Source organism: Bradyrhizobium sp., assembly GCF_027307225.1.
Lineage (GTDB): Bacteria > Pseudomonadota > Alphaproteobacteria > Rhizobiales > Xanthobacteraceae > Bradyrhizobium.
Genome location: NZ_DAHUXJ010000130.1, coordinates 16,317 through 39,959 on the forward strand (window position 1 = coordinate 16,317; position 23,643 = coordinate 39,959).

The 23,643-nt window shown below is 61.9% G+C and carries 24 protein-coding genes; 9 read left to right on the plus strand and 15 right to left on the minus strand.

What is annotated here, in order from left to right; all coding sequences use genetic code 11:
- Positions 1-2: 2 nt before the first annotated feature.
- From M6D32_RS22020 to M6D32_RS22060, 9 genes are all read right to left on the minus strand, one after another.
- Positions 3-743: an SDR family NAD(P)-dependent oxidoreductase gene (locus M6D32_RS22020; RefSeq protein WP_298260200.1), complete on the minus strand. Its 741-nt coding sequence runs from the start codon at positions 741-743 to the stop codon at positions 3-5.
- A 92-nt stretch (positions 744-835) separates the two neighbouring features.
- A complete protein-coding gene (gene purF / locus M6D32_RS22025; RefSeq protein WP_298260202.1) occupies positions 836-2,353 on the minus strand; it encodes an amidophosphoribosyltransferase in 1,518 nt (505 codons plus the stop codon).
- Positions 2,354-2,376: 23 nt separating this feature from the next.
- Complete coding sequence (locus tag M6D32_RS22030; protein ID WP_298260204.1) at positions 2,377-3,006, minus strand: CvpA family protein; 630 nt, start codon at positions 3,004-3,006, stop codon at positions 2,377-2,379.
- A gap of 327 nt (positions 3,007-3,333) precedes the next feature.
- Positions 3,334-4,776, minus strand: coding sequence for a DNA repair protein RadA (radA, locus tag M6D32_RS22035; RefSeq protein WP_298260206.1), 1,443 nt, complete (start codon positions 4,774-4,776; stop codon positions 3,334-3,336).
- A gap of 82 nt (positions 4,777-4,858) precedes the next feature.
- A complete protein-coding gene (locus M6D32_RS22040; RefSeq protein WP_298260208.1) occupies positions 4,859-5,485 on the minus strand; it encodes a sulfite exporter TauE/SafE family protein in 627 nt (208 codons plus the stop codon).
- Between the two features lie 276 nt (positions 5,486-5,761).
- Positions 5,762-6,799 (minus strand): HD domain-containing phosphohydrolase, encoded by a 1,038-nt coding sequence (locus tag M6D32_RS22045; protein ID WP_298260210.1) that lies wholly within the window; start codon positions 6,797-6,799, stop codon positions 5,762-5,764.
- A gap of 171 nt (positions 6,800-6,970) precedes the next feature.
- The gene (locus tag M6D32_RS22050; RefSeq protein ID WP_298260212.1) at positions 6,971-7,741 is read right to left on the minus strand and encodes an exodeoxyribonuclease III; all 771 of its coding nucleotides are present in this window, start codon (positions 7,739-7,741) and stop codon (positions 6,971-6,973) included.
- A 33-nt stretch (positions 7,742-7,774) separates the two neighbouring features.
- A complete protein-coding gene (gene alr, locus M6D32_RS22055; protein WP_298260214.1) occupies positions 7,775-8,968 on the minus strand; it encodes an alanine racemase in 1,194 nt (397 codons plus the stop codon).
- A gap of 51 nt (positions 8,969-9,019) precedes the next feature.
- Complete coding sequence (locus M6D32_RS22060) at positions 9,020-10,519, minus strand: replicative DNA helicase (RefSeq protein ID WP_298260216.1); 1,500 nt, start codon at positions 10,517-10,519, stop codon at positions 9,020-9,022.
- Positions 10,520-11,023: 504 nt separating this feature from the next.
- Between M6D32_RS22060 and M6D32_RS22065 the strand changes: the two genes are divergently transcribed.
- Complete coding sequence (locus tag M6D32_RS22065) at positions 11,024-11,272, plus strand: hypothetical protein (protein ID WP_298260218.1); 249 nt, start codon at positions 11,024-11,026, stop codon at positions 11,270-11,272.
- A gap of 12 nt (positions 11,273-11,284) precedes the next feature.
- Here M6D32_RS22065 and M6D32_RS22070 read toward each other — a convergent pair whose 3' ends face one another.
- Complete coding sequence (locus M6D32_RS22070; protein ID WP_298260220.1) at positions 11,285-12,535, minus strand: cyclopropane-fatty-acyl-phospholipid synthase family protein; 1,251 nt, start codon at positions 12,533-12,535, stop codon at positions 11,285-11,287.
- Between the two features lie 288 nt (positions 12,536-12,823).
- On the opposite strand from M6D32_RS22070, the gene M6D32_RS22075 reads away from it, so the two are divergent.
- On the plus strand, positions 12,824-13,864 hold the full coding sequence (locus tag M6D32_RS22075; protein WP_298260222.1) for a hypothetical protein: 1,041 nt from the start codon (positions 12,824-12,826) through the stop codon (positions 13,862-13,864).
- 74 nt (positions 13,865-13,938) lie between these two features.
- Here the strand turns inward: M6D32_RS22075 and rplI are convergent, their stop codons facing one another.
- The 4 genes from rplI to rpsF form a co-directional block, all read right to left on the minus strand.
- Positions 13,939-14,544, minus strand: coding sequence for a 50S ribosomal protein L9 (gene rplI, locus M6D32_RS22080; RefSeq protein WP_298260224.1), 606 nt, complete (start codon positions 14,542-14,544; stop codon positions 13,939-13,941).
- A 38-nt stretch (positions 14,545-14,582) separates the two neighbouring features.
- Positions 14,583-15,539, minus strand: a complete 957-nt coding sequence (locus tag M6D32_RS22085; RefSeq protein ID WP_298260226.1) for a hypothetical protein — start codon at positions 15,537-15,539, stop codon at positions 14,583-14,585.
- 132 nt (positions 15,540-15,671) lie between these two features.
- Positions 15,672-15,911, minus strand: coding sequence for a 30S ribosomal protein S18 (rpsR, locus tag M6D32_RS22090; protein ID WP_298101786.1), 240 nt, complete (start codon positions 15,909-15,911; stop codon positions 15,672-15,674).
- 5 nt (positions 15,912-15,916) lie between these two features.
- A complete protein-coding gene (gene rpsF, locus M6D32_RS22095; RefSeq protein ID WP_298260229.1) occupies positions 15,917-16,384 on the minus strand; it encodes a 30S ribosomal protein S6 in 468 nt (155 codons plus the stop codon).
- A gap of 443 nt (positions 16,385-16,827) precedes the next feature.
- Between rpsF and fabD the strand changes: the two genes are divergently transcribed.
- From fabD to fabF, 4 genes are all read left to right on the plus strand, one after another.
- On the plus strand, positions 16,828-17,787 hold the full coding sequence (gene fabD, locus M6D32_RS22100) for an ACP S-malonyltransferase (RefSeq protein ID WP_298260231.1): 960 nt from the start codon (positions 16,828-16,830) through the stop codon (positions 17,785-17,787).
- An 18-nt stretch (positions 17,788-17,805) separates the two neighbouring features.
- Complete coding sequence (gene fabG / locus M6D32_RS22105) at positions 17,806-18,543, plus strand: 3-oxoacyl-[acyl-carrier-protein] reductase (protein WP_298260233.1); 738 nt, start codon at positions 17,806-17,808, stop codon at positions 18,541-18,543.
- 286 nt (positions 18,544-18,829) lie between these two features.
- A complete protein-coding gene (locus M6D32_RS22110) occupies positions 18,830-19,069 on the plus strand; it encodes an acyl carrier protein (protein WP_006610957.1) in 240 nt (79 codons plus the stop codon).
- A gap of 98 nt (positions 19,070-19,167) precedes the next feature.
- Positions 19,168-20,433, plus strand: coding sequence for a beta-ketoacyl-ACP synthase II (gene fabF / locus M6D32_RS22115; RefSeq protein ID WP_298260236.1), 1,266 nt, complete (start codon positions 19,168-19,170; stop codon positions 20,431-20,433).
- Positions 20,434-20,601: 168 nt separating this feature from the next.
- On the opposite strand, the gene M6D32_RS22120 is transcribed toward fabF, so the two are convergent.
- Positions 20,602-20,751, minus strand: coding sequence for a hypothetical protein (locus M6D32_RS22120; RefSeq protein WP_298260238.1), 150 nt, complete (start codon positions 20,749-20,751; stop codon positions 20,602-20,604).
- Positions 20,752-20,758: 7 nt separating this feature from the next.
- On the opposite strand from M6D32_RS22120, the gene mltG reads away from it, so the two are divergent.
- The 3 genes from mltG to gmk all read left to right on the plus strand — a co-directional run bounded on the left by mltG (position 20,759) and on the right by gmk (position 23,587).
- On the plus strand, positions 20,759-21,859 hold the full coding sequence (gene mltG / locus M6D32_RS22125) for an endolytic transglycosylase MltG (RefSeq protein WP_298260240.1): 1,101 nt from the start codon (positions 20,759-20,761) through the stop codon (positions 21,857-21,859).
- A 179-nt stretch (positions 21,860-22,038) separates the two neighbouring features.
- Positions 22,039-22,926 carry a YicC/YloC family endoribonuclease gene (locus tag M6D32_RS22130; protein ID WP_298260242.1) on the plus strand — a complete coding sequence of 296 codons (888 nt, stop codon included), beginning with the start codon at positions 22,039-22,041 and terminating at the stop codon, positions 22,924-22,926.
- 25 nt (positions 22,927-22,951) lie between these two features.
- Positions 22,952-23,587: a guanylate kinase gene (gene gmk, locus M6D32_RS22135; protein ID WP_298260244.1), complete on the plus strand. Its 636-nt coding sequence runs from the start codon at positions 22,952-22,954 to the stop codon at positions 23,585-23,587.
- Positions 23,588-23,643: the final 56 nt, after the last annotated feature.

A 23,643-nucleotide genomic window follows, 5' to 3' on the forward strand; every position in this document is an offset into this window, starting at 1 on the left:
ACTCACTCCGGTCCACGGAAGTTCATCAGCTTCCTGGTCGGATAGTCGTAAAACTTGCCGGTCTCGTTCCACGACGGCAAGCACATCGGCATGATGAATTCGGCCGCCTGTTCGGGGGTGTCCAGTGTCATCGGATCCTCGCCCGGAAAGACGGTGGCACGCATACGGGTTCGGATCGGGCCGGGATTGAACAGATTGACCCGAAGCGGCGTCGATGCCGTTTCGCTGGCCCAGACCCGCGCCAGGGCTTCCAGCGCCGCCTTTGACGCCGCATAGGGCCCGAGATAACCGGTCGCCTTGTTGGCTGCGGCTGAGGTGATGAACACCGCGCGGCCGGCATCGGACTGTTTGAGCAGCGGCTCCATGCAGCGGATTAATTGGAAATTCGCCGAGACGTTGATTGCGAGCACGTCGTTCCACGGCTTCATATCGATATGACCGAGCGGCGAAGAGGGGCCGGCAATTCCGGCATTGCCGACGAGAATATCGATCTTGCCGTGGCGCTCGTGCAACGCGGCGCCAAGCCGCGCAATGCCGTCGAAATCAGTCAGGCTGAGCGGCACCAGCGTCGTGCTGCCGCCGTCTTTCCGGATCTCGTCATCGAGCTCCTCGAGCCCGCCTTGCGTGCGCGCGACCGCCACGATCTGCGCGCCTTCCTTGGCAAGCGCGCGCGCGGTGGCATAGCCGATGCCGCGCGAGGCGCCGGTGACGAGGGCAATGCGGCCGGTGAGGGATTTGGTCATCATATCGGGTCCACGTTTGCTGCGGGTTTTACAGACGTGGATGGCCGGGACAAGCCCGGCCACGACAGAAAAATCGGCTGTGACGCTTGGCGTCAGCTCGCTTCGGCCAGCAGCGACAATTGCCGAGGCTGGGTATCGACCTGATCGTGGTCGGTGAGGCTGGTCGGATAGACCCCGGTAAAGCAGTGGTCGGAAAACTTCGGATTGGCGGGATCGCGGCCCGGATAGCCCATGGCGCGGTACATGCCGTCGACCGACAGGAAGGCGAGCGTATCGGCGCCGATCAGTTCGCGCATTTCCTCGATATTATGCGTCGCCGCCAGCAGGCCGCCGCGGTCGGGCAGATCGATGCCGTAATAGTCGGGGTAAAGGATCGGCGGTGAAGCGAGGCGGAAATGAACCTCGCTGGCGCCGGCCTCGCGCATCATGCGGACGATCTTTTTCGACGTGGTGCCGCGCACCAGCGAGTCGTCGATCAGGATGATGCGCTTGCCTTCGATCGCGGCGCGGTTGGCGTTGTGCTTCATCTTGACGCCGGATTCGCGGATGCTCTGGGTCGGCTGGATGAAGGTGCGGCCGACATAATGGTTGCGGATGATGCCAAGCTCGAACGGCACGCCGGAGTGCTGGCTGTAGCCGACCGCGGCCGGGACGCCGGAGTCCGGCACCGGTACCACGACGTCGACCGGCACGTGGCTTTCGCGAGCAAGCTGCGCGCCGAAGGCCTTGCGCACGTCGTACACCGACCGTCCACCGACGATGGAATCCGGCCGCGAGAAATAGATGTATTCGAAGATGCAGGGACGCGGCGGCTTGGGCGGGAATGGCTTGTGGCTGTGTGCACCGCGTTCGTCGAATACAACGATCTCGCCGGGTTCAACGTCGCGGACATATTTGGCGCCGATAATATCGAGCGCGCAGGTCTCTGACGCCAGAATCGGACGGCCTTCGAATTCGCCGAGCACCAGCGGCCGAATGCCGAGCGGATCGCGCGCGCCGATCAGCTTCTTGTTGGTCAGCGAGACCAGCGAATAGGCGCCCTCGATGGCGCGCAACGCTTCGATGAAGCGGTCGATGAAATGGTTGCGCTTGGATTGGGCCACAAGGTGCAGGATGACCTCGGTATCGGTCGTGGACTGCATCATCGCCCCGCCGCGCACGAGTTCGCGGCGCAGGGTGAGCCCATTGGTCAGGTTGCCGTTATGGCCTACCGCAAATCCACCGGCGTTGAGTTCGGCGAACAGTGGCTGCACGTTGCGCAGGATGGTCTCGCCGGTCGTGGAGTAACGGACGTGGCCGATGGCTGCATTGCCGGGCAGGCGCTCGATCACCTCGCGCCGGGAGAACGTGTCGCCGACCAGACCCAAACGCCGCTCGGAATGGAACCGGGTTCCATCAAAGGAAACGATGCCGGCAGCCTCCTGGCCGCGATGCTGAAGCGCGTGAAGCCCCAATGCCGTGATGGCTGCAGCCTCCGGGTGACCGAAAATACCGAACACGCCGCATTCCTCGCGAAGCGTATCGCCTTCCAGGTCAGAGTCTTCGAGATAGAGCGGGCCGGTATTCGGCCCTGGGGCTTTGGCGTCGGAAGGGCTTCGTTGGCTGTCCATCGCGCCTCTCATTTAACCAGCGATCACCGCGCTGCAGGCTTTTCGATCAGCCTTTTAAGGCTGTCTCGGGCCGGTTTACTATATCCATCGCCTGACGCCGGGGCTGCCGGCTCGGCCTCAGTCTGCTCTTCTTCGGGTTTATTCTTCTTGAATCTCTTCAAAATGGTGTTCTCTGGGTCATCCGGCAAGAGCGCCATCAGCCAATCCCCGGTTCCTTGCAGGACCAGCCGGGATTTTGCCCCCGTCACCCAATCCGGCCGCTGCTTCTCGGGAACCAGCCAGGTGAAGAACAGGAAGGCCACCACCACAATCAGCAGGCCGCGCGCGAGCCCAAACAGGAAGCCGAGGGTGCGGTCCAGCGCCCCGATCCGGGAATCCAGGATCATGTCGGAGATCCGCACAGTGATGACCGACACCACGATCAGGGTCGCGACGAAAACGCCCGCGACGACGACGATGCTCGCGATCGTGTCGTTGTTGAAATAGGTCTTTGCGGTCGGCAGCAGCTTCGAGAACGAATAGAGCGTCACCAGCGCGGCGGTGCCCCAGGCGGCGATCGACAGGATTTCGCGCATGAAGCCGCGTACCATCGCCAGCAGGCCGGAAATCAGCATCACGGCGAGCAAAACGAGATCAAGGATTGTAATCGGCATCGGCTGGTCAGGTCCGCATCAAGGTTCAAACCGCGAATCGGAACCGTCCCAAGCTGACGGTCCGACAGGGGCGCTGCAAGGCCGGAGAGTACGCCATCCAGTCTTGCTTGCGCGCGGGATGTATAGCGGTGGGGGCGGGTAACGTCACCTGCACCTAGCCTTCACGACTACGGAATCTCGCAGGTGTTGCATTTTTTTCCGGCGGTGAGTTGTCCCGGTTCCATCTAGTGTCCCGATTCCGAAGTTCGCATCATTCTGCGGAGCCCGGTTTCGAACTTCGGAATCGACAGGACACTAGCGAAGCTATTGATCTAGTGTGGCTTTGGCTCAGAAGTCCGCATGACGAGCTCGCGGCAACTCTGATGCGGACTTCTGAGCCGCCACACGTGGCGACCCGCGTGCGGCGATTTCCGCGACCAGGCTCGTCAACCCTCCCACCGATGTGAGCGACAGGCCGGAATCGCTCCCTGCCTCGCCGCGGGCCGATTCGGGCAATATCGCGCGTCCAAAGCCGAGCTTGACGGCTTCCTTGAGCCGGGCGGAGGTCTGCGCCACCGGGCGAACCGCACCCGACAGCGAAATTTCCCCGAAATAGACCGCATCCGCCGGCAGCGGCGCGTTCACCAGCGATGACACCAGGGCCGCTGCAGCGGCGAGGTCGGCTGCGGGTTCCTGGATGCGAAGGCCGCCCGCGACGTTCAAATAGACGTCATGGCCGGACAGTTTGACCCCGCAATGGGCCTCCAATACCGCCAGCACCATGGAGAGCCGGCTGGGGTCCCAGCCGACCACGGCGCGGCGTGGCGTGCCGAGCGACGTCGGCGCCACCAGCGCCTGCAATTCCACCAAGACGGGGCGGGTGCCTTCGATGCCGGCGAAGACGGCGGTGCCTGGACTGCCGAGATCGCGCTCGGACAGGAACAGTTCGGAGGGGTTGGAGACTTCGCGAAGCCCGAGGCCGGTCATTTCGAAAACGCCGATCTCATCGGTCGGGCCGAAGCGGTTTTTCACGGCACGCAGAATCCGAAATTGCTGCGAGCCTTCGCCCTCGAATGACAGCACCGCATCCACCATGTGTTCGACCACACGGGGACCCGCGATCTGGCCGTCCTTGGTGACATGGCCGACCAGAATGATCGCAGCGCCGGATTTCTTGGCGAAACGAATGAGCGCCTGCGCCGAAGCGCGGACCTGGGTCACGGTGCCCGGTGCGGATTCCACCGTGTCGGTCCACATGGTCTGGATGGAATCGATCACGATCAGGCGCGGGGTCGCGCCTTCGGAAAGGGTGGAGACGATATCCTCAACCGAAGTCTCAGCTGCGAGCTGCACCGGCGCGTCGGCAAGGCCAAGGCGTTCGGCGCGCAGCCGCACCTGCGCCACTGCTTCCTCGCCGGAAATGTAGACGGCGCGGTGGCCGGCGCGTGCCAGCAGGCTGGTTGCCTGCGTCAGCAGCGTCGATTTGCCGATGCCGGGATCGCCGCCGACCAGAAGCACCGAGCCGCGCACGAAGCCGCCGCCGGTGACGCGGTCAAGCTCGGCCATGCCGGAAGGAAGCCGGGGGGCCTCCTGGCTCTTGCCGGAAAGGCTCTCCAGCGCAAACCGCCGGCCTTTGCGCTTGCTGCGGATCGAGACCGGCATCGCGGTGGCGCCGGTGACATCCTCCTCGACCAGCGTATTCCACTCGCCGCAGGATTCGCATTTGCCCTGCCAGCGGTTATACGCCGCGCCGCAGTTCTGGCAGACGAAGGAAAGGGAAGATTTGGCCATGGGCCCCGTTTGGCGGCAGATTCGAAGGCGTCAGCCGTTTCATAGCATGGAATGAAGGTGACCCCTTCGGTTGGCGGAGGATTCACGAAAATCCCGCCCAGACCATAGATAGGCCTGACGCGATCATGATGCCATCCATGACGCGGCGGAATACATCCGGCTCGAGGTGCAACACAAAACGCTTGGCGATGAAATACATGCCGAGCGAACTCGCCGCCTCGGTGGCAAGGAAGGCGCCTTTGGCGAGGCCGTAAAACAGAAATAGCGGCACGCTCAAGGGACCGGTCGAGACCACGATGCCAGTGAGGTAGCCAATTGCCGCGCCACCGATCGCAAGATGCCAAAGCGACAATTTCAAGCGATGGGTGGCGAGCCAATGCCGCACCGGCACCATCGCAATTAGAAAAAGCCCGATCGAAACATCGACAACATGCGAGGGCAGCACCAGCAAGGTGCGCGCCCCGAGCGCCGCGGCCGGGATGGCTGGCACGGAATAGGCGACGCAGGCCCGCCAATCGACTTCGCGGTACCAGGCAAGGATGCGCGAGAGGTTAGCCATCACGGCCGCTACCGCCATGATCGGCACGGCCTGCTTGGGGCCGTATTCATAAATCAGGACCGGCATCAGCATGATCGAAGATCCAGTGCCGACAATTCCGGAAAGAGTGCCCGCGACGAGCCCGACCGCGAGGATGAAAAGAAAGCTCAACCGTCTGTGCTCCTGCCAACCATGTCGAACCGGCGATGGCGCTGTTTTTGCGAAAGCGCCAACGACGGCCGGATATAGATGGCTGCAAGGCAAGCGGCTAGCTTGCTCGCCAAGCAATGGGCGGTTGAAAAACGCCCAATGGCCAGTGTCCCGGTTCTGACATTCGTTTGGTGTCGCAGCGGGTGCGTTTGCGAATGTCAGAACCAAAGGGACATTGGCAAATAATAAGATTTCAGGGCGGATTTGGATTTGGTATTCGCTCTCGGGACTCGCCTCTCAGGCTGCCAGCGCGGCCCGGCGAAATGCTTTGAGCAGCGATGTTTCCAGCTTGCCGTCCAGGCCGCAGAGGATCTTGTAGGCCTCTTCGCGGGGCATCGCCGCCCGGTAAGGTCTCGACTCGATGAGAGCGGCAAAGATATCCGAGATGGTCAGTAGTCTCACCAGATCGGAGATTTGCGGTGCGGTGAGCCCATCCGGATAACCCGAACCGTCGAGATATTCGTGGTGGTGTTTGACCGCATCGAGCGTTTCGGGGCTGATGCCGGGAATATCCTTCAGCAGATCGTATCCGATTACCGGATGCTGCCTCATGATATCTTCTTCGCTTGGCGTAAGACGTCCGGGCTTATCGAGAATCGAAAGCGGGATTCGGGCCTTGCCGATGTCATGCAGCGTGGCGGCCATCCCGAGCCGCTTCACGTCCTGGGGTGCGAACTTGATATCCAGCGCGAACGCAACCGCAATGCCGGTGACCAGCAGGCAGTGCTGAAACGTTCCTTCATGGTATTTTCGGACGTTGTCGAGCCAGCCGTGCAGGCCGTTTTGGTTGATGCTCGAAATGATCTGCGTGGTGACCGTTTCAGCGTCAGCCAGGTGGATTGCGTTACCGTGTCCGATCGCTGAGAACATGGCGGCGAAGGCCTTGCCGCTGTCCGTAATCGAGATTGGCGCGCTTTCAGCGCCCGTCTCGGCGGCACGCCTCGCGGCCTCGACCTGCGTCAGCTTCGAAGCCGCCTGCTTGGCGCTGTGGACCACACCGGTTGCCCCGAGCGCAAAGGCCTGGGCCACCAAGTGATGCAGGTGCCGGTGAACGACAAACAGCTTTTCGCTCACCGCATCCAGGTCGCCCATCGCGTGCTTGATTTGCTCGACGCAGGTCGGTTCGCGCAAATCGGCGTCCACCATCAGCACGCCGCTCGGCGCGAAGACCGGTTCCTGCCCCAGCACCCGGGGAACGACCGGGTAACGCGGTTCCAGCGCCGCGCGAATGGCGGGGATCTTCCCGGGCTCATCGGTCAGGTAACAAACGAGCATTTGTGTTGGCCAATCGAAAAGCTTGTGGCCGTCGGCTTGAGATAACGGTGTCGTCGCAATAATATTACCTGCCAGTCTATGACGGCTTCTCTTAAGCAAGAGCTAATTGGTTGCGCTGCGGGGGGAGCGCACAACCGGGTTTTGGCCAGGCTACGCCTGATTGTGAGATACCTACCTCAATTCGATCCACGCCGGCGCATGGTCGCTGGCGCCTTCCTCGCCGCGCACCAAACGGTCGATGCCCGCCTTCTTAAGCCGCGGTGCCAGTACCGGGCTTACCAGCAGATGATCGAGCCTGAGGCCGGCGTCGCGCGGCCACCGGTTGCGCTTGTAGTCCCAGAACGTGAACATCGGCGATGAGGGATGAAGCGTACGGATCGCATCCGTCCAACCTTGTGCGAGGAGCGATTTGTAAGCGGTGCGGCTCTTTGGCTGGATCAGCGCATCCTTGTCCCACGACTTGGTTGGATAGATATCAAGCGCCGTTGGGGCGACGTTGTAGTCGCCAGCCAGTACGACCGGCACATCTTGCTTGATGAAGGCGGCTGCGTGCGTCCGCAGTCTTCTGAACCAGTCGAGCTTGTAATCGAATTTCGGCCCCGGCTGCGGATTGCCGTTCGGCAGATAGATGCTCGTCACAACGACGCCCTTGACGGCGGCTTCGATGTAACGGGCCTCATGATCCCCGTTGTTGCCCGGCAGGGAGTCGCGGATCAGCACGGGATCTGCGTTTCGAGCAAGGATCGCCACGCCGTTCCAGGTCTTTTGTCCGCGCCACACCGCGCCAAAGCCGGCCTTCTCGATGGCCGCGCGCGGAAAATCGCGGTCGGTTGATTTTAATTCCTGCAGGGCAACGACGTCCGGCTTGGCTCGCTTGAGCCACGCCAGAAGATTGGGTAGGCGCCGGTTGATATTGTTGATGTTGAAAGTGGCGACTTTCATCGCGGCGTCGATGCTAACCGCGCTGCCGCGATTTTATCCGTCAACGGCCCCGCCCTTGTAGGTGCGGGCATAGCGCGATCCGAGGCTGGTGAGGACCTCATAACCGATGGTGCCGAAATGATGGGCCAACTCGTCGATCGTGATGCCCTCGCCAATCAGCGTCACCAGATGGCCGCGGCGTAGTACGGCGTTCTTTTCCAGATCGGTGACGTCGACGGCCATCAGGTCCATCGAAATGCGTCCCGCGACCGGGCAGCGCTTGCCGGCGACCATCACCTCGGCGCCGCGCGTGCCGTCATTGCTGCTGCCGGCGCGGAAATAGCCGTCGGCATAGCCGGCAGAGACGATGGCAAGCCGGGTCGGCCGGCGGGCGGTCCAGTTTCCGCCATATCCGACGCTTTCGCCGCGTTCGACATCGCGGAGTTGCACCACGCGCGCCTTCAGCTCGACGACCGGTAGCATCGGATTGTCGGCCTCAGGCGTCGGGTTGACGCCATAGAGGGCCGCACCGGGCCGGACCATGTCGAACTGAAACGCGCTTCCGAGAAAGATGCCCGACGAATTGGCGAGCGACGCCGGCACCCCGGAAAATTCGCTCGCAATGGTGCGAAAGGCGGCGAGCTGTCGGGCATTCATGGGGTGATTGAGGTTTTCGGCACAGGCGAGATGGCTCATGACAAGCGATATGCCATGATCGCCGGCGTGAATCCGCGGAATGAGACCCTGTGCCTCCGTGACCGTAAGGCCGAGGCGCTGCATGCCGGTATCGATGTGGATGGCCGCGCCGCCCGCCCAGCCAGTGCGGCGGCAAAAGACGTCCCATTCGGCGAGTTCGTTGAGATCTCCAATCACCGGCCTGGCGTCGATCCTCGCGTAGGTATCGCCGTTGTTCTGGATCAAGCCGTTGAGAACGTAGATGGCGGCGGAAGGCAGGACTGCACGCGCTGCGACGGCCTCGTCCGGAGTTGCAACGAAAAAGGTCTTGCACCCGGCCTTGGCAAGTGCTCGCGCCACCGGTGCCACGCCGCAACCATAGGCGTTGGCCTTGATCACGGCTGAACACTCGGCCGGCACGGCCGTCTTTTCGAGTTTGCGCCAATTGGCGACCAGCGCGTCGAGGTCGATGGTCAGAATGCCGTTCACGGCGGCCGGCGCCGCCGACTTATTGGCTTCAGCCGAGAGTATGGAATCGGCCGGCAGCGACCTTGGATCGGAGGCGATGTTCATGCCGCATTTTAAGCGCGCGGGCGCAGCCGTTCAACCCGATCGCGCTGCCCTTTAGTAGGTCCGGTCCGGCAACTGGTGGTCGGGCGTCAAGTCGCTGAAGCGGGTTACACTGCCTTCGAACTGGAGTTCGACGGTGCCGGTCGGACCGTGGCGCTGCTTGCCGATGATCACCTCGGCCTTGCCATGCACGAGCGACATGTCCAGCATCCACTTCTCATATTCCGGGGTGCCCGCGCGCGGCTCCTTGTTGGCGAGATAATATTCTTCACGATAGACGAACATCACGACGTCGGCGTCCTGTTCGATCGAACCGGATTCGCGCAAGTCGGACAATTGCGGACGCTTGTCGTCCCGGTTTTCGACCTGTCGTGACAATTGCGACAGCGCAATCACCGGCACGTTGAGTTCTTTCGCCAGCGCCTTGAGGCTGGTCGTGATTTCCGTGACTTCCTGAACACGGTTGTCGGAGCGCTTGCTCGATCCTTGCAAAAGCTGAATGTAGTCAACCACAACCAGATCAAGGCCGCGCTGTCGTTTCAGTCGCCGCGCACGCGCCGTGAGTTGGGCGATCGAAAGTCCGCCGGTTTCGTCGACATAAAACGGTAGCGACTGCAACTCGATGGAGTAGTCGCGGATCTTTTCGAAATCGCTTTCGGTAATGCCGCCGCGGCGAATATGGCTCGAGGGAATGCCGGTCCGTTCGGCGATGATGCGCGTGGCCAATTGCTCGGCCGACATTTCGCAAGAGAAGAAACCGACGATGCCGCCATTGACTGTCTTCTGCGTGCCGTCGGCCTGCACCTCGGCACGATGCGCTTTCGCCACATTGTAGGCGATGTTGGTGGCGAGCGCCGTCTTGCCCATGCCGGGACGTCCGGCCAAAACGATGAGGTCGGACGCCTGCAAGCCGCCCATCTTGGTATCGAGATCGCGCAGGCCGGTAGCGATTCCGGACAATTTGCCGTCACGCTGGAAGGCCTTGGCGGCCATGTCGACGGCGATCGTGAGCGCCTGGGAGAATTTCTGGAACCCGCCGTCATAGCGGCCGGATTCGGCGAGTTCGTAGAGGCGCCGTTCGGCGTCCTCGATCTGGTTACGCGGCGCGAAATCCACCGGCGCGTCGAAGGCGACATTGACCATGTCCTCGCCGATCCGAATCAGGTCACGGCGCAGCGACAACTCATAGATGGTGCGCCCGTAATCCTGCGCATTGATGATGGTGGTCGCCTCGGCGGCTAGCCGTGCGAGGTACTGGCTGACCGTCATCCCGCCGATGTCGGTATCGGCTGGCAGGAAGGTCTTCAGCGTAACCGGGGTTGCGACCTTGCCCATCCGAATCAGGCTGCCCGACGTCTCAAAGATGGTCTGATGGATAGGCTCGAAGAAATGCCGCGGCTCAAGGAAATCCGAAACCCGGTAGAACGCATCATTGTTGACGAGAATCGCGCCCAAAAGGCTCTGCTCTGCCTCAATATTGTGAGGTGCGCTGCGGAAAGCGGAAGTTCCCGCCTCGGGGGCGAGTTTCAGAACGTTCGAATCAAGCGAGGGCATGTGATCCAGTGTTTGCGGAAGTTAGGCGGATAAGGGGTGCCGATAAAGCGCCTCTCTCGCGTCAAGCGGAAGCGCCAAACAGCCTTATGCACGATTCACACAATCACGGTCGGGAATTCAACAAGGTGTGTCGCGGCGGCGCTTGACGGGATCCGGATGAATATCCGGGCGACTCAGCCAAAGCGAAAAACCTGGCAAGCCCGGTGAACTTTTTTCGCCGCTGGAACACTCATTATTCAGGAGCCAGCGCATTTGACGGCACGAGAATGACGTCAGAGCAGGATGAGATAGATCAGCGCGAGGACGGCGGCGCCTGCGGCCACGGCGATAAGCGCATAATCGGTCCCGATATCCGAGCGCATACGTTCCTGTGATGACGAGATTTTCCGAGCCATCTCGCAGATTTAGGGCAGCGCGCCGGAGTCATTTGTGAAGTAGGTCACATCTGGTGCGGATTCTTCGGCAAATTTTGTCTGGAACGAGCTGACGACGACGGAATTGTCGATGGCGCGGTTTTTCGGGGCGGACAGGCTGGAGCAGGCTATGAGCCAACAATTTCCGTCATGGCGGACCCAGAAGGATCAAACCTTGTGGCTGTCGACGCTGATCGAGACCATGGAAAAGTTTTCCCGCCCCGAATGGCGGGGACGGCCGGTTGACCGGCGCCAATGTCTGGCGCTCCGTGCCCGGCTTGCTCAACCTGCCATAGCCTATCCAACGGCCTATGCTTCGCGATTCAGCCTGCGGAATTGAAGTCGACGTGGCTTATTCGCCGGCGATCTGGAGGCGCGGCCTCTTTCCAAGCTCGGCGCGGCGCAACTTGGCTTCCTCGTGTGTGATGTAATCGCGCGTCATCGGCACGACGCCCTGACGTTTGGTCAGCTGAACCTGGATATTCATCAGGTTCTGCTTGCGGAAGGACATCTCCGAACAGGCGAGGTAGAATTCCCACATCCGTGCAAAGCGTTCATCGTAGAGCTGAACAGCTTCTTCGCGGCGTGCCATGAAGCGTTCACGCCAGGCCTTCAACGTTTCCGCGTAGTGCAGCCGCAGGATCTCGATATCGCAGACCAGCAATCCGGCCCGTTCGATCGATGGCAGGACCTCGGACAGCGCCGGGATGTAGCCGCCCGGGAAAATGTACTTTGCAATCCAGGGATTCGTGGCGTCGGGGCCCTCCGAACGGCCGATCGAGTGCAGCAGCATCACGCCGTCGTCGGTCAGCAGTTCGGCACAATGTTTGAAATAAGTGTCATAGAAGTCGACGCCGACATGTTCGAACATGCCGACGGATACGATGCGCTCAAATGGACCGGGAATGTCGCGATAGTCTTCGAGCAGAAACTTGGCCGACTGGCCGAGATCTTTCTCCGCCGCGCGGGCGTTCGAAACCTCCAGCTGCTCTGTCGATAGCGTCACGCCGGTGACGTTAGCGCCGGTCGTCTGCGCCAGGTAAAGCCCAAGGCCGCCCCAACCGGAGCCGATATCGAGGACCCGGTCGTTAGGCCGGACCAGGAGCTTGGCCGTGACGTGGCGCTTCTTGGCGAGCTGGGCATCGTCCAGCGTCATATCCGGATGCTCGAAATAGGCGCAGCTATATTGCTTGTCGGAATCGAGAAAAAGCGAATAGAGCCGGCCGTCCAGGTCGTAGTGACGGGCGACGTTGTTCTTTGAGCGGCTGCGGAGATTGAATTGGCGAACGTGCCTGACGAGATAGCGTAACCACCAATGCGGCTTGGCCCAGCTGGGCAGGACCTGCGGCTGATCCATCAGGATGGCAAGCGCGTCCGCGATCGAACCGTTTTCGACGATGAAGCTGCCTTCCGTATAGATTTCGCCGAGTGCGAGCTCGGGGTTGCTAAGCACCCTTCGCTCCGCGTCGGCCGTTCGGAAGCGTACGAAGACGTGCGGGCCGGTACCATCGCCGCAGGTGAACTTTTCTCCGTCGGCGGTGGTGAACGTGATGGCACCGCGGCGAATGAACTGTTGAAGGAAGTAACGCAACAAACGGTCCATCGAAACCACCTGAAAAAGCGATCGAAAAACCAAACGTGGTCGTCACATCCGACGCATTGGGAACAATCTGGTTCCAGTTGTCTCCGTAGCGTCTCGACAGCATCATAAGAGCAATGCGAGCACCGCCGCTACTGCATTGTATACAAAGCAGATATTCGCGAGACGAAGGCTTTGCTCCTTTCGTCGTAAGCCCGCTTCCATTCGCGGGATAATGGTCTATTAAAGTGGCGCGCCGGTGCCCTGCGAGAATGGGTACTGGGGGTGTTTTCCGCGCCTGGAGAATAGGGAATGTCGAGCCGAGCGCCCATCTTTGCGGCGGTCACCGTTCTGATCGGTTGTCTCGTTGGCCGGGCGGCGTGCGCCCAGAATCTCGATGCGGGCAAAAGCCCTTCCCAACTCTTTGCGGGCGCCTGTAACGCCTGCCACAAGTCGCCGCGCGGTCTCCTGAAAACCGTCTCGCCAGGTGCGCTGTCCGGTTTCCTGCGGGAGCACTATACGACAAGCGGCGACATGGCCTCGCAGCTTGCGACCTACCTGATCTCCAACGGCGCCAGCGACAACAAGCAGGCCAGGCAGGGCGCGGACAAACAAGGGCAGGGCGGCAACGATCAGGCCGACCATCAAGGCCGCAAGAACAGGAATGCGCCAAGCCAGGAGGCCGCGCGACCGGACGATGCGTCGCCCCCGGCCGAAGGCGGTGGGCAGGGCCGCAAGCGGCAGGCACGTCCCGCCGAGCCGCCGGAGGAGGGCAAGCCCGCCGCTGATACACCCGCTCAGGCGGACACCGAGCGTACTCCCGACGGCCGCAGGCTTTCGGCAAAACAGAGGAAGAAGCCGGGCAAGCTGCCAGCTGCCGAGGAGCCTTCGATGGCCAATGAGCCGGGCAGGACCGAACCTGCCAGGACCGAGCCGGCCAGGACCGAGCCGGCCAGGGCAGAGTCTGGCGCGGACGACAAGACCCAGGTTGAGCCGAAGCAGGAGATGGGCGACGCGGCTGCCAAGCCCGATGCCGAGATGAAACCCCACGACGAGGTGAAGCCCGAACCTGCCAAATCGGAGACGGCCAAAACCGAGGCGCCCGCCGATAGCGTCTCTGGCGACAAGCCCGCGGTGCGTCATGGTCCGGTGCAGGCCGTAACGGCTGCGCCGCCTGCTGCTCTGTCCGCACCCGCACCTGGTTCAGCACCTGCTGGCACGTCCGGAGCGGTGTCCGAGCCGGCCGCATCTCGATCGCCCGCGTCTATAGCCGCCGAGCCGCAGGCCGTCACGGCTTCTGCCCCGCCGCCGCCCCGGCCAGCGGGGCCGCCGGCGCCGCCGATCTCGCAATAGCGGCTTGCGGAAGCCCGGCCAATAAAAAGCCCGGCTGATCGGCCGGGCCTTTCCGTATCGGTAAAGTCTGGTGCTTACTGTTGTTCCGGCGCAGGGCTTTGCTCGGGCGCGAGTTCGTTCGGAACGGCTTCCGGGTCGAAGAATTCGCCGGCGGCAGCGATGGCCTCTGCGGCTGCGTCCCGATCTTCCTGGCGCGTCGAAATATCCTCGCCGCGCTTGATGCGTGCGGCCTCGTCGGCGTTGCGCGCGACCGTGACCGTGATCGTCGCTTCGACTTCAGGGTGCACGGCGATCGTTACTTTCTGCTGGCCGATCGTCTTGATCGGTGCATCGAGCCAGACCTGCGGCCGGGAGATGGTGATGCCGTCGGTGGCGAGTGCCTCGACGATGTCACGCACAGTGACCGAGCCGAACAGCTGGCCGGATTCGGAAGCCTGGCGGATCACAACGATGTCGCGGCCTTCGACCTTCTCGGCGACCTTGCCGGCTTCACCCTTGGCCTGGATGTTGTTGGCCTCGAGTTCAGCTTTCATGCCATCGAACTTGGCGCGATTGTCCGCGGTGGCGCGCAGCGCCTTGCCACGCTTGAGCAGAAAGTTGCGGGCATAACCGTCTCTCACGCGGACGACTTCGCCCATCTGGCCGAGCTTGGCCACGCGTTCCAACAAGATGATTTCCATTTTCGTTTTCCTTTCAGACCATTTTTGGATTTGCAGTTTCAGTTTTCGGGATTGGGCAGCGGCGGCGGCCGCTCGCGCCAGTAGCGCTCGCGGAGTCCGAAGACGGCGTCGGCTATCCCAAGCAGTGCGACGGCCAATAGCGCCCAGGCAAAGCCCGCCACCACCGCGTAGGCGCAGCCAAGCCATAGAGCGCGGCTCTTCATGGCGAGCGTCAGCGTGTGCAGCACGGCAAAACCGGCCATGGCATAGGCGATCGACAGACCGCCGGTCACGACCTGCGCAAGGATGGAGGGCAGGCCGCCAGAAAAACAGCAAGCGCCCGCTGCAAACAGGGCTGCGACCGTCACGTTCGGCAGCGTCATACTTTTCAAATCCGGCCACGGACGGTGTAGCCGTCCGGACGCTGCGGCGATCTTCGCGGCAAGCCAGAGGTTGAGAGTCAGCATCGCCACCGCGGCCATTTCGGCGCCGATCGGCGTGATCACCACCAACGCGTCAAGCGTGGAATCGCTCAGCGCCAGACCCGACGTTTCGAAGAGGTCATTCCAACCCTTGCGAATGGTGGCATGGATCGACGCCGCATCGGTGCCCATGATGAGCAGCGTCGCGGTCGTGATGATCGTTGCAAATACAACGATCCAGAGCAGGGTCCGCCCGACCGGATACCATTCCAGCGCCTTGTCCGGCCCGGTTGTGGCGGCATCCGTTCGCGGCCGCGCCAGCAAGACGAGATGAGCCAGCCACCAGGCCGGCAACGCGTTCACCACGGCAAAGACGCCGCAATAGGAAAAGCCGAACAGTGATGCGATGACGCTGGTTGCAGCGATGCCGCCGATGGCCGCGCCCAGCGGACCCCATACCAGTCCCGCCACCATCAGCGGCAGCGGCGCCAGATTGATCAAAAGCAGCGCGATCGCCTCGCCCGATGTGATCGAGGCGAACATCAAGGCCGACGCAAGGCCGGCCGCCAGCGCTATTGCTATGGTCGCGATCATCAGCTGTCCCGCTCCTTTCGAGCGGTTAGAGGTCCAACCGACCCCAACCATCGGCAACCGGACGACCCGGAAGCCTTATGAACAAACTACTCGATCCGCGGCGTTGTTGCCGCGGATCGAGAGGAGTTATCGTCAGCGAATGACGTAGGGAAGCAGGCCAAGGAAACGTGCGCGCTTGATGGCGCGCGCGAGTTCGCGCTGCTTCTTGGCGGAAACCGCGGTGATGCGGCTCGGCACGATCTTGCCGCGCTCGGAGACGTAACGCATCAGCAGCTTGGAATCCTTGAAATCGATTTTCGGCGCATTCGGACCCGTGAACGGACAGGTCTTGCGGCGGCGGAAAAACGGACGGCGTGCACCGGCTTCGGCCATTGCTCCTACTCCTGATCCGTAGTTTCAGCATCGTCGCGCGGACGTCGTGGACCGCGATCACCGCGGAAACCACCGTCACGCTCGCCGCGGAATCCGCCATCGCGGTCACCGCGGAAGCCGCCGCCACGGTCATCCCGCTCACGGTCGCGATCGGTCTTGCGCATCATCGCCGATGGACCCTCTTCAAGCTCCTCGACGCGAACGGTGAGATAGCGGATCACTTCTTCACTGATCCGCTCCTGGCGCTCGATTTCAGCGACAGCAGCCGAGGGCGCATCGATGTTGAGCAGCACGAAGTGCGCCTTGCGATTCTTGCTCATGCGATAGGTCAGCGACCGCACGCCCCAGTTCTCGGTCTTGGTGATCTTGCCGCCCGCCTGTTGGACGATGCCGGCCATCTGGGCCGTGAGTTCTTCGACCTGTTGGGTGCTCGCGTCCTGGCGCGCGAGAAAGACATGCTCATAAAGAGGCATGGATATCCTTTCCTGTGTTAGCGCGGTTCCCGACGGCAAGCCCTTCGAACCCTTCGGAAAGGACTCGGGATCAAGCTCAAGAAGGCGGAAGCACGGGACGACGGGCCGACTGGCCCTGCCACATCAAAACACCGATAAAAGGTGAAGTTGCTGAGACCGTCCGTTCAGCTCCCGGCCGGGACCCACGGATGTGCCGCGTTATAAGCATTTTGGGCTCGCTGGCAAGCAAAAGCCGGTGGATCGTAGCTGCTACGGAACCTGCACCGAGCGCCCTGGCTTGACATCGGGCGCCCCCGCGGTGTCTTTCGGCCGCAGCTTGCGGGCGCGATTTGCGGCCAACTGTGCCATTCTGGATCCAGAATTTCTCGCAAGATATTGAAAAATAATCATAACCCTTGCCTTCTCGTTGAGGGGCGGCAGGAAATGGATGTCCGAGGACGCGCATGACGGCAGCATTCACCTTTCCAGGTCAGGGTTCCCAAGCCGTCGGTATGGGCAAGGCGCTGGCCGAGGCTTTCCCTGCGGCTCGCGCGGTGTTCGACGAGGTCGACGTGGCGCTCGGCGAAAAGCTGACGGCGGTCATTTGGGAAGGCCCGGGTGAGACGCTGCAGCTCACTCAAAATGCCCAGCCGGCGCTGATGGCAGTCTCGTTGGCCGCGATGCGAGTGCTGGAAAGCGAAGCCGGTTTCTCCGTTGCCAAACACGCCGCTTATGTCGCTGGGCATTCGCTGGGCGAATATTCCGCGCTGGCAGCAGCAGGCAGCCTTTCCATCAGCGATACCGCACGCTTGCTCCGCACTCGCGGCCTCGCCATGCAGAAGGCCGTTTCCGTCGGCGCTGGGGCGATGGCCGCCTTGCTCGGTCTCGACTATGAGACGGCGGTCGCGGTGGCTGACGAAGCCGCTCAGGGACAGGTTTGCCAGGCTGCGAACGACAATGGCGGCGGCCAGGTGGTTGTTTCCGGCGACAAGGCCGCCGTCGAGCGCGCGGTCGAGATTGCGAAATCCAGGGGTGCCAAGCGCGCGATGCTACTGCCGGTCTCCGCACCGTTTCATTGCCGGCTGATGCAGCCAGCTGCGGATGCGATGGCGGAAGCGCTCGCCGGCGTTATCATCAAGCCGCCTGCCGTACCCGTGGTATCTAACGTATTGGCCGCTCCAATCAGCAAACCCGACGAGATCCGCCGCAGGCTGATCGAACAGGTCACGGGTACGGTGCGCTGGCGAGAGTCGGTGGCGTATATGGCGGCTCACGGGGTGACTCGCTTTTTCGAAATCGGTTCGGGCAAGGTGCTCAGCGGATTGGTCAAACGCATTGTCGAAGGCGCGGCTGGTGTTTCGGTTGGTGGACCGAATGACATTGTTTCGGCGAAGGATGCGCTCGCGGCGGCGCAGTCATCGTGAGTTTTGAGGAAAGAAAAGATGTTTGATCTCACCGGCAGGAAGGCGCTCATCACAGGCGCGAGCGGGGGCATTGGTGGTGCAATCGCGCAGGCCCTGCACCGTCAAGGCGCGACGGTGGCCATTTCCGGCACGCGGCGCGAGGCTTTGGATACGCTTGCCGCTACGCTGAGCGAGCGGGTTCATGTGCTGCCCTGTAATCTCTCCGATGCGGCCGAGGTCGAGGCGCTCGTACCGACCGCCGAGACCGCCATGGGTCAGGTCGATATTCTCGTCGCCAATGCCGGCATCACGCGCGACAATCTTTTTGTGCAATTGCGTGACGAGGATTGGGATGACGTGATCAATGTCAATCTGACTGCGACTTTCCGTCTTGCACGTGCGGCGACCAAGCTGATGATGCGCAAGCGCTTCGGTCGCATCATCGCGGTGACGTCGGTGGTCGGCGTCACCGGCAATCCCGGCCAGGCCAACTACACAGCCTCAAAGGCCGGTCTGATCGGCCTGATCAAGACGCTCGGCGCCGAATACGCCCGGCGCAACGTCACGGCCAACTGTATCGCCCCGGGCTTCATTGCCACGCCAATGACCGACGCGTTGAACGAGAAGCAGCGTGAGGCGATCCTGACGAAGGTTCCTGCGGCGCGGCTGGGTACACCGGACGACATCGCTGCCGCAGCGGTCTATCTCAGCTCCAACGAAGCCGCCTACGTGACCGGCCAGACCATTCATGTGAACGGCGGAATGGCCATGATTTAGCGGTTTGATTCAGGCTGCCCCGACGGGGCGAAGCGCCGCCCGGACCGGTGGCCGAGGCTTGTAGTCAAGGCATTGGAAGTATGGTAACCGAACGCCGGTGAGGGGCAAAGAACACCATTGCAGGATGAGGAAACCCTGTATATTGGCGATGCGGAGCCTGTCATCGTGCGCCGGGTCCGTGTCGGCCGTGACGGGCCCAAAGACTATGCGCGATTGCGAAGAAATTCACGACCACGATGGCTCGTACGTCTTGGGTCGATCCAATGGAACAGCACGAGGTTGAGCGATGAGTGAGATTGGCGAGCGGGTTAAGAAGATCGTGGTCGAGCACCTTGGTGTCGAACCCGAAAAGGTGGTCGACAATGCGAGCTTTATTGACGACCTCGGCGCCGACAGTCTCGATACGGTCGAGCTCGTGATGGCCTTTGAAGAAGAATTCGGTTGTGAGATTCCCGACGATGCCGCGGAGACGATTTTGACCGTCGGCGATGCGACTAAATTTCTGGAAAAGAACGCGAAGAGCTGACGCCCCCGCGCGGGAGCTGACGGGATGGAAGGGACCGTGGACTCGCGGTCCTGCCGTTCATTGTCGGTGACCGCGAATCGTGGGCTGGAGTGATTTGGATGAGGCGGGTTGTCGTCACAGGCCTTGGCATCGTCTCGCCGCTTGGCTGTGGCATCGAGCCGACCTGGAAGCGGATCCTGAACGGCGAAAGCGGCGCCCGGAGGATCGAGACCTTCGACGTCTCTGATCTGACCAGCCAGATCGCCTGTGTGGTGCCGCGCGGCGACGGAAGCAATGGCACCTTCAATGCCGACCAGTGGATGGAGCCGAAAGACCAGCGCAAGGTCGACGACTTCATCATCTTTGCTATGGCAGCGGCGCGGCAGGCGCTCGACGACGCCAACTGGCATCCCGAAAACGAGGAAGACAAATGCGCCACCGGCACCATGATCGGTTCCGGGATCGGCGGTCTGTCCGGCATTGCTGACACCTCGATCCTTCTGAAGGAGCGTGGGCCGCGCAAGGTGTCGCCGTTCTTCATACCAGGCCGCCTGATCAACCTCGCGTCCGGATACGTGTCGATCGAGCACGGGCTCAAGGGCCCCAATCATTCCGTCGTCACTGCCTGTTCGACGGGGGCGCATGCCCTTGGCGACGCGAGCCGGCTGATTGCGCTGGGCGATGCGGATGTCATGGTCGCTGGCGGGACCGAATCGCCGATTTGCCGGATCGGAATGGCCGGCTTCTGCGCCGCACGGGCGCTGTCGACGTCCTTCAACGAAACGCCGGAAAAGGCATCGCGCCCCTACGATAAGGATCGCGACGGCTTTGTCATGGGAGAGGGGGCCGGCGTCGTGGTGCTCGAGGAATACGAGCACGCCAAACGGCGCGGCGCCAAGATATACGCCGAGGTGGTCGGCTATGGACTGTCCGGCGACGCTTACCACATCACGTCGCCGTCGCCGGACGGCGATGGCGCCTTCCGCAGCATGAGTGCCGCGCTGAAGCGCGCCGGAATCACGGCCTCCGATCTCGACTACATCAACGCCCACGGCACCTCGACGCAAGTGGGCGACGAAATCGAGCTCGGGGCCGTGGAGCGGCTGCTCGGCAACGCCGCTTCCAGGGTATCAATGTCCTCGACCAAATCGTGCACCGGGCATTTGCTTGGTGCAGCCGGTGCGATCGAGGCGATTTTCAGTATTCTTGCGATGCGCGATAGCATCGCGCCGCCGACCATCAACCTCGACAACCCGTCGGTGGAAACTGCGATCGATCTGGTGCCGAAAACGGCGCGTCGGCGCGAAATCAGTGTTGTGTTGTCAAATTCTTTTGGTTTCGGAGGTACAAACGCTTCCGTGATTCTGCGGCGCGTGATCGATTAGTGCTTATTCGCCATCGCAGGCGCGCAATGCGAATGTTAGAATCAATTCCCGGCGCGCGTCCGATCGCGTAGAACTTCACCGTTTCGCCGCATTCGGTGACGATTCCTAGGTCTGGGCGAGACCAACGGCCGTCGCCACGCGCGAAGGTCGCGATTGAACCGACAGGACTCAGGTTGCATCGATGAGTGAGAGGCCGCCCATTTCGCCTAGGAGTCCGCGTGCCGCACTGGAGCCCGAACAGGTTCCACTGCCGCCAAAGCGGTCGGAGCGTGCCCGCAATCCGTTCATCGTGGTGGGCAATGCGATCATCACCTTCATTCTGTTCGTGATGATCGCCGTCGGGGGCACCTATATCTACGGCAAGCAAAAGATCGAAGCGCCTGGTCCCCTGCAGGAGGACAAAATCGTCAATATTCCGACGCGCGCTGGCGTGACCGATATTGCGGAGGTTTTGCAGCGCGAAGGGGTCATCGACAATAATCGCTGGGCATTTATCGGTAGCGTATTTGCGCTCAGGGCGCGCTCCGAGCTCAAGCCCGGTGAATATCAGTTCCAGAAGAGAGCCAGCCTGAGAGACGTCATCAGCACCATTGTCGACGGCAAGGTGGTTCAGCATTCCATCACCGTCCCCGAAGGCCTGACCTCCGAGCAGATCGTCGCCCGCCTCTCCGACAACGATGTTTTCTCAGGCTCAGTGCGCGAAATACCTCGTGAAGGAACGCTGCTGCCTGAGACCTACAAGTTCCCCCGCGGCACCCCGCGAGAGCAGGTCATTGCCCGGATGCAGCAGGCCCAGAAGCGCGCACTTGCCGAGATATGGGAACGTCGCAGCCCCGATCTTCCGATCAAGACGCCGGAGCAGCTGGTAACGCTTGCTTCGATCATCGAAAAGGAAACCGGCAAAGCGGACGAGCGCAGTCGGGTTGCGTCGGTGTTCGTCAATCGACTGCGGCAGAAGATAAGGTTGCAGTCGGATCCCACAATTATTTACGGGCTCGTGGGCGGCAAGGGGACCTTGGGCCGCCCGATCAAACGGGGCGAAATTCAGCAGCCGTCGCCTTACAACACCTATGTGATCGACGGCTTGCCGCCCGGGCCCATTGCAAATCCGGGCCGGGCTTCGCTCGAGGCTGCCGCCAATCCCGCGAGGACGCGCGATTTGTATTTTGTGGCCGATGGTACTGGAGGTCACGCCTTCAGCGACACCTACGATCAACACCAGAAGAACGTTGCCAAGCTGAGGGCGATGGAAAAGCAGATCCAGAACGATACGGTCGAGCCGGCCGAGGATCCCCCGCCGACTGCGGCCAACGCGTCTGCGGATTCGCCGTCGCCGCCGGTCGCGCCGGTAAAGCCGGCCAAGAGGCCGCGCAGCCGGCAGGGCGCGTCGCAATCCTCTTCATCCGCTCCGGCTGTTCAGCGGTAACGTCCAGGGCGTGGACCCCTCCCGATCCCTTCGGTGATCGGGAAGTGAGGACCGCAAATTCCACTTTTGCGTCGGACGCGCTAAGCTTGCGCGCACTCGGATAGAGTCGATGCAAATGTTAGAATCGGACCACTAGCGAATCCTTGGCCCAAAGCTTCCGTTTCGGAGAATTCCACGCGATGGTCTTGTCGAGTATGACCGGCTTTGCCCGCAGCCACGGTGCCAGCGGGCCTTATACGTTCGAATGGGAGCTGAAGTCGGTCAACGCCAAGGGGCTCGACCTGCGCCTTCGACTGCCGCCCGGATGGGACGAACTGGAGACCTTCGCTAAAAAGCGGGCGGGGGAGGTGCTGTCGCGCGGCACGATCTACGCCAATCTCAACGTGAAGCGCGCCAACGCATTGTCGACGGTCCGCATCAACGAAGACGTTCTGGCCTCGATTGTGCGCGTCGCCGGGACGCTCGCCAGCAGGATCGACGCTGTGGCCCCCAGTGTCGACGGCTTGCTCGCCATCAAGGGTGTGATCGAGGTGATCGAGCCGGAAACCGACGAGGCGGAGGATAAGGCTGCCAAGGATGCTGCAGCGGCCGCGTTTGATCAGGCGCTGGCCCATCTTCTCGACATGCGCCGTCGCGAGGGGGCGGCGCTAGGCCAGATCCTGCTGCAGCGAATGGACGAGGTCGAGCAGCTGGCGAAGAAGGCGGAAGCGGCGCCGGGACGCAAGCCGGACGCGATCAAGGCCCGTCTTGCCGAACAGATTGCTGCGCTACTGGAGACATCGGACCGCTTTGATCCCGATCGCCTCACTCAGGAAGCGCTTCTGATTGCTGCAAAGGCCGATATTCGCGAGGAGCTCGACCGCATCGCGTCTCACGTGGCTCAGGCACGTGAGATGATTGGCAAGGGCGGGCCCGTCGGCCGGCGCCTTGATTTTCTTGCGCAGGAATTCAATCGCGAGGTCAATACTTGTTGCTCGAAGTCGAACGATATCGAATTGACCAACACCGGCCTTGAAATGAAGAACGTGGTGGAGCAATTCCGCGAACAGGTGCAGAATCTGGAGTGAGGCATGGCGGATCGAGAGCACAGCGATGTCGGTTGAACGGCGCGGGTTGATGTTTGTGCTGTCCTCGCCCTCTGGCGCGGGCAAGACGACACTGTCGCGTCTCTTGATCGAGCGGATGCCGGGCCTGAAGATGTCGGTATCGGCAACGACCCGGCCGATGCGGCCCGGCGAAGTCGACGGCCGCGATTATCTGTTCGTCGATCAAGCTCGTTTCAAGCAAATGGTCCAGCGCAACGAATTGCTGGAATGGGCGACCGTATTCGACAACAGCTACGGCACGCCGCGCCCTCCCGTCGAGGCGGCCTTGTCGGCCGGGCAGGACGTCCTGTTCGACATCGACTGGCAGGGTACGCAGCAATTGCGCGAGAGGGCCCGGGCGGATGTGGTGAGCGTCTTCATTCTGCCGCCATCGGCCGCTGACCTCGAGAAGCGCCTTCACAGCCGCGCCCAGGACAGCGATGCCGTCATTCGCTCACGCATGAGCCGCGCCACGCATGAACTCAGTCACTGGGCGGAATACGACTACATCGTCATCAATCACGACGTCGACGAAGCGTTCGCCGAAGTTCAGTCGATCCTGAAGGCAGAGCGGCTCAAGCGTGAACGCCGCACCGGCTTGACGACGTTCGTCCGCGACTTGCAGCGGCAGTTGGAGAAATAGCCGACATCACCTCTGGGCGTACCGTGGCGCACGCCGGACAGACTCTGGTTTTCGGC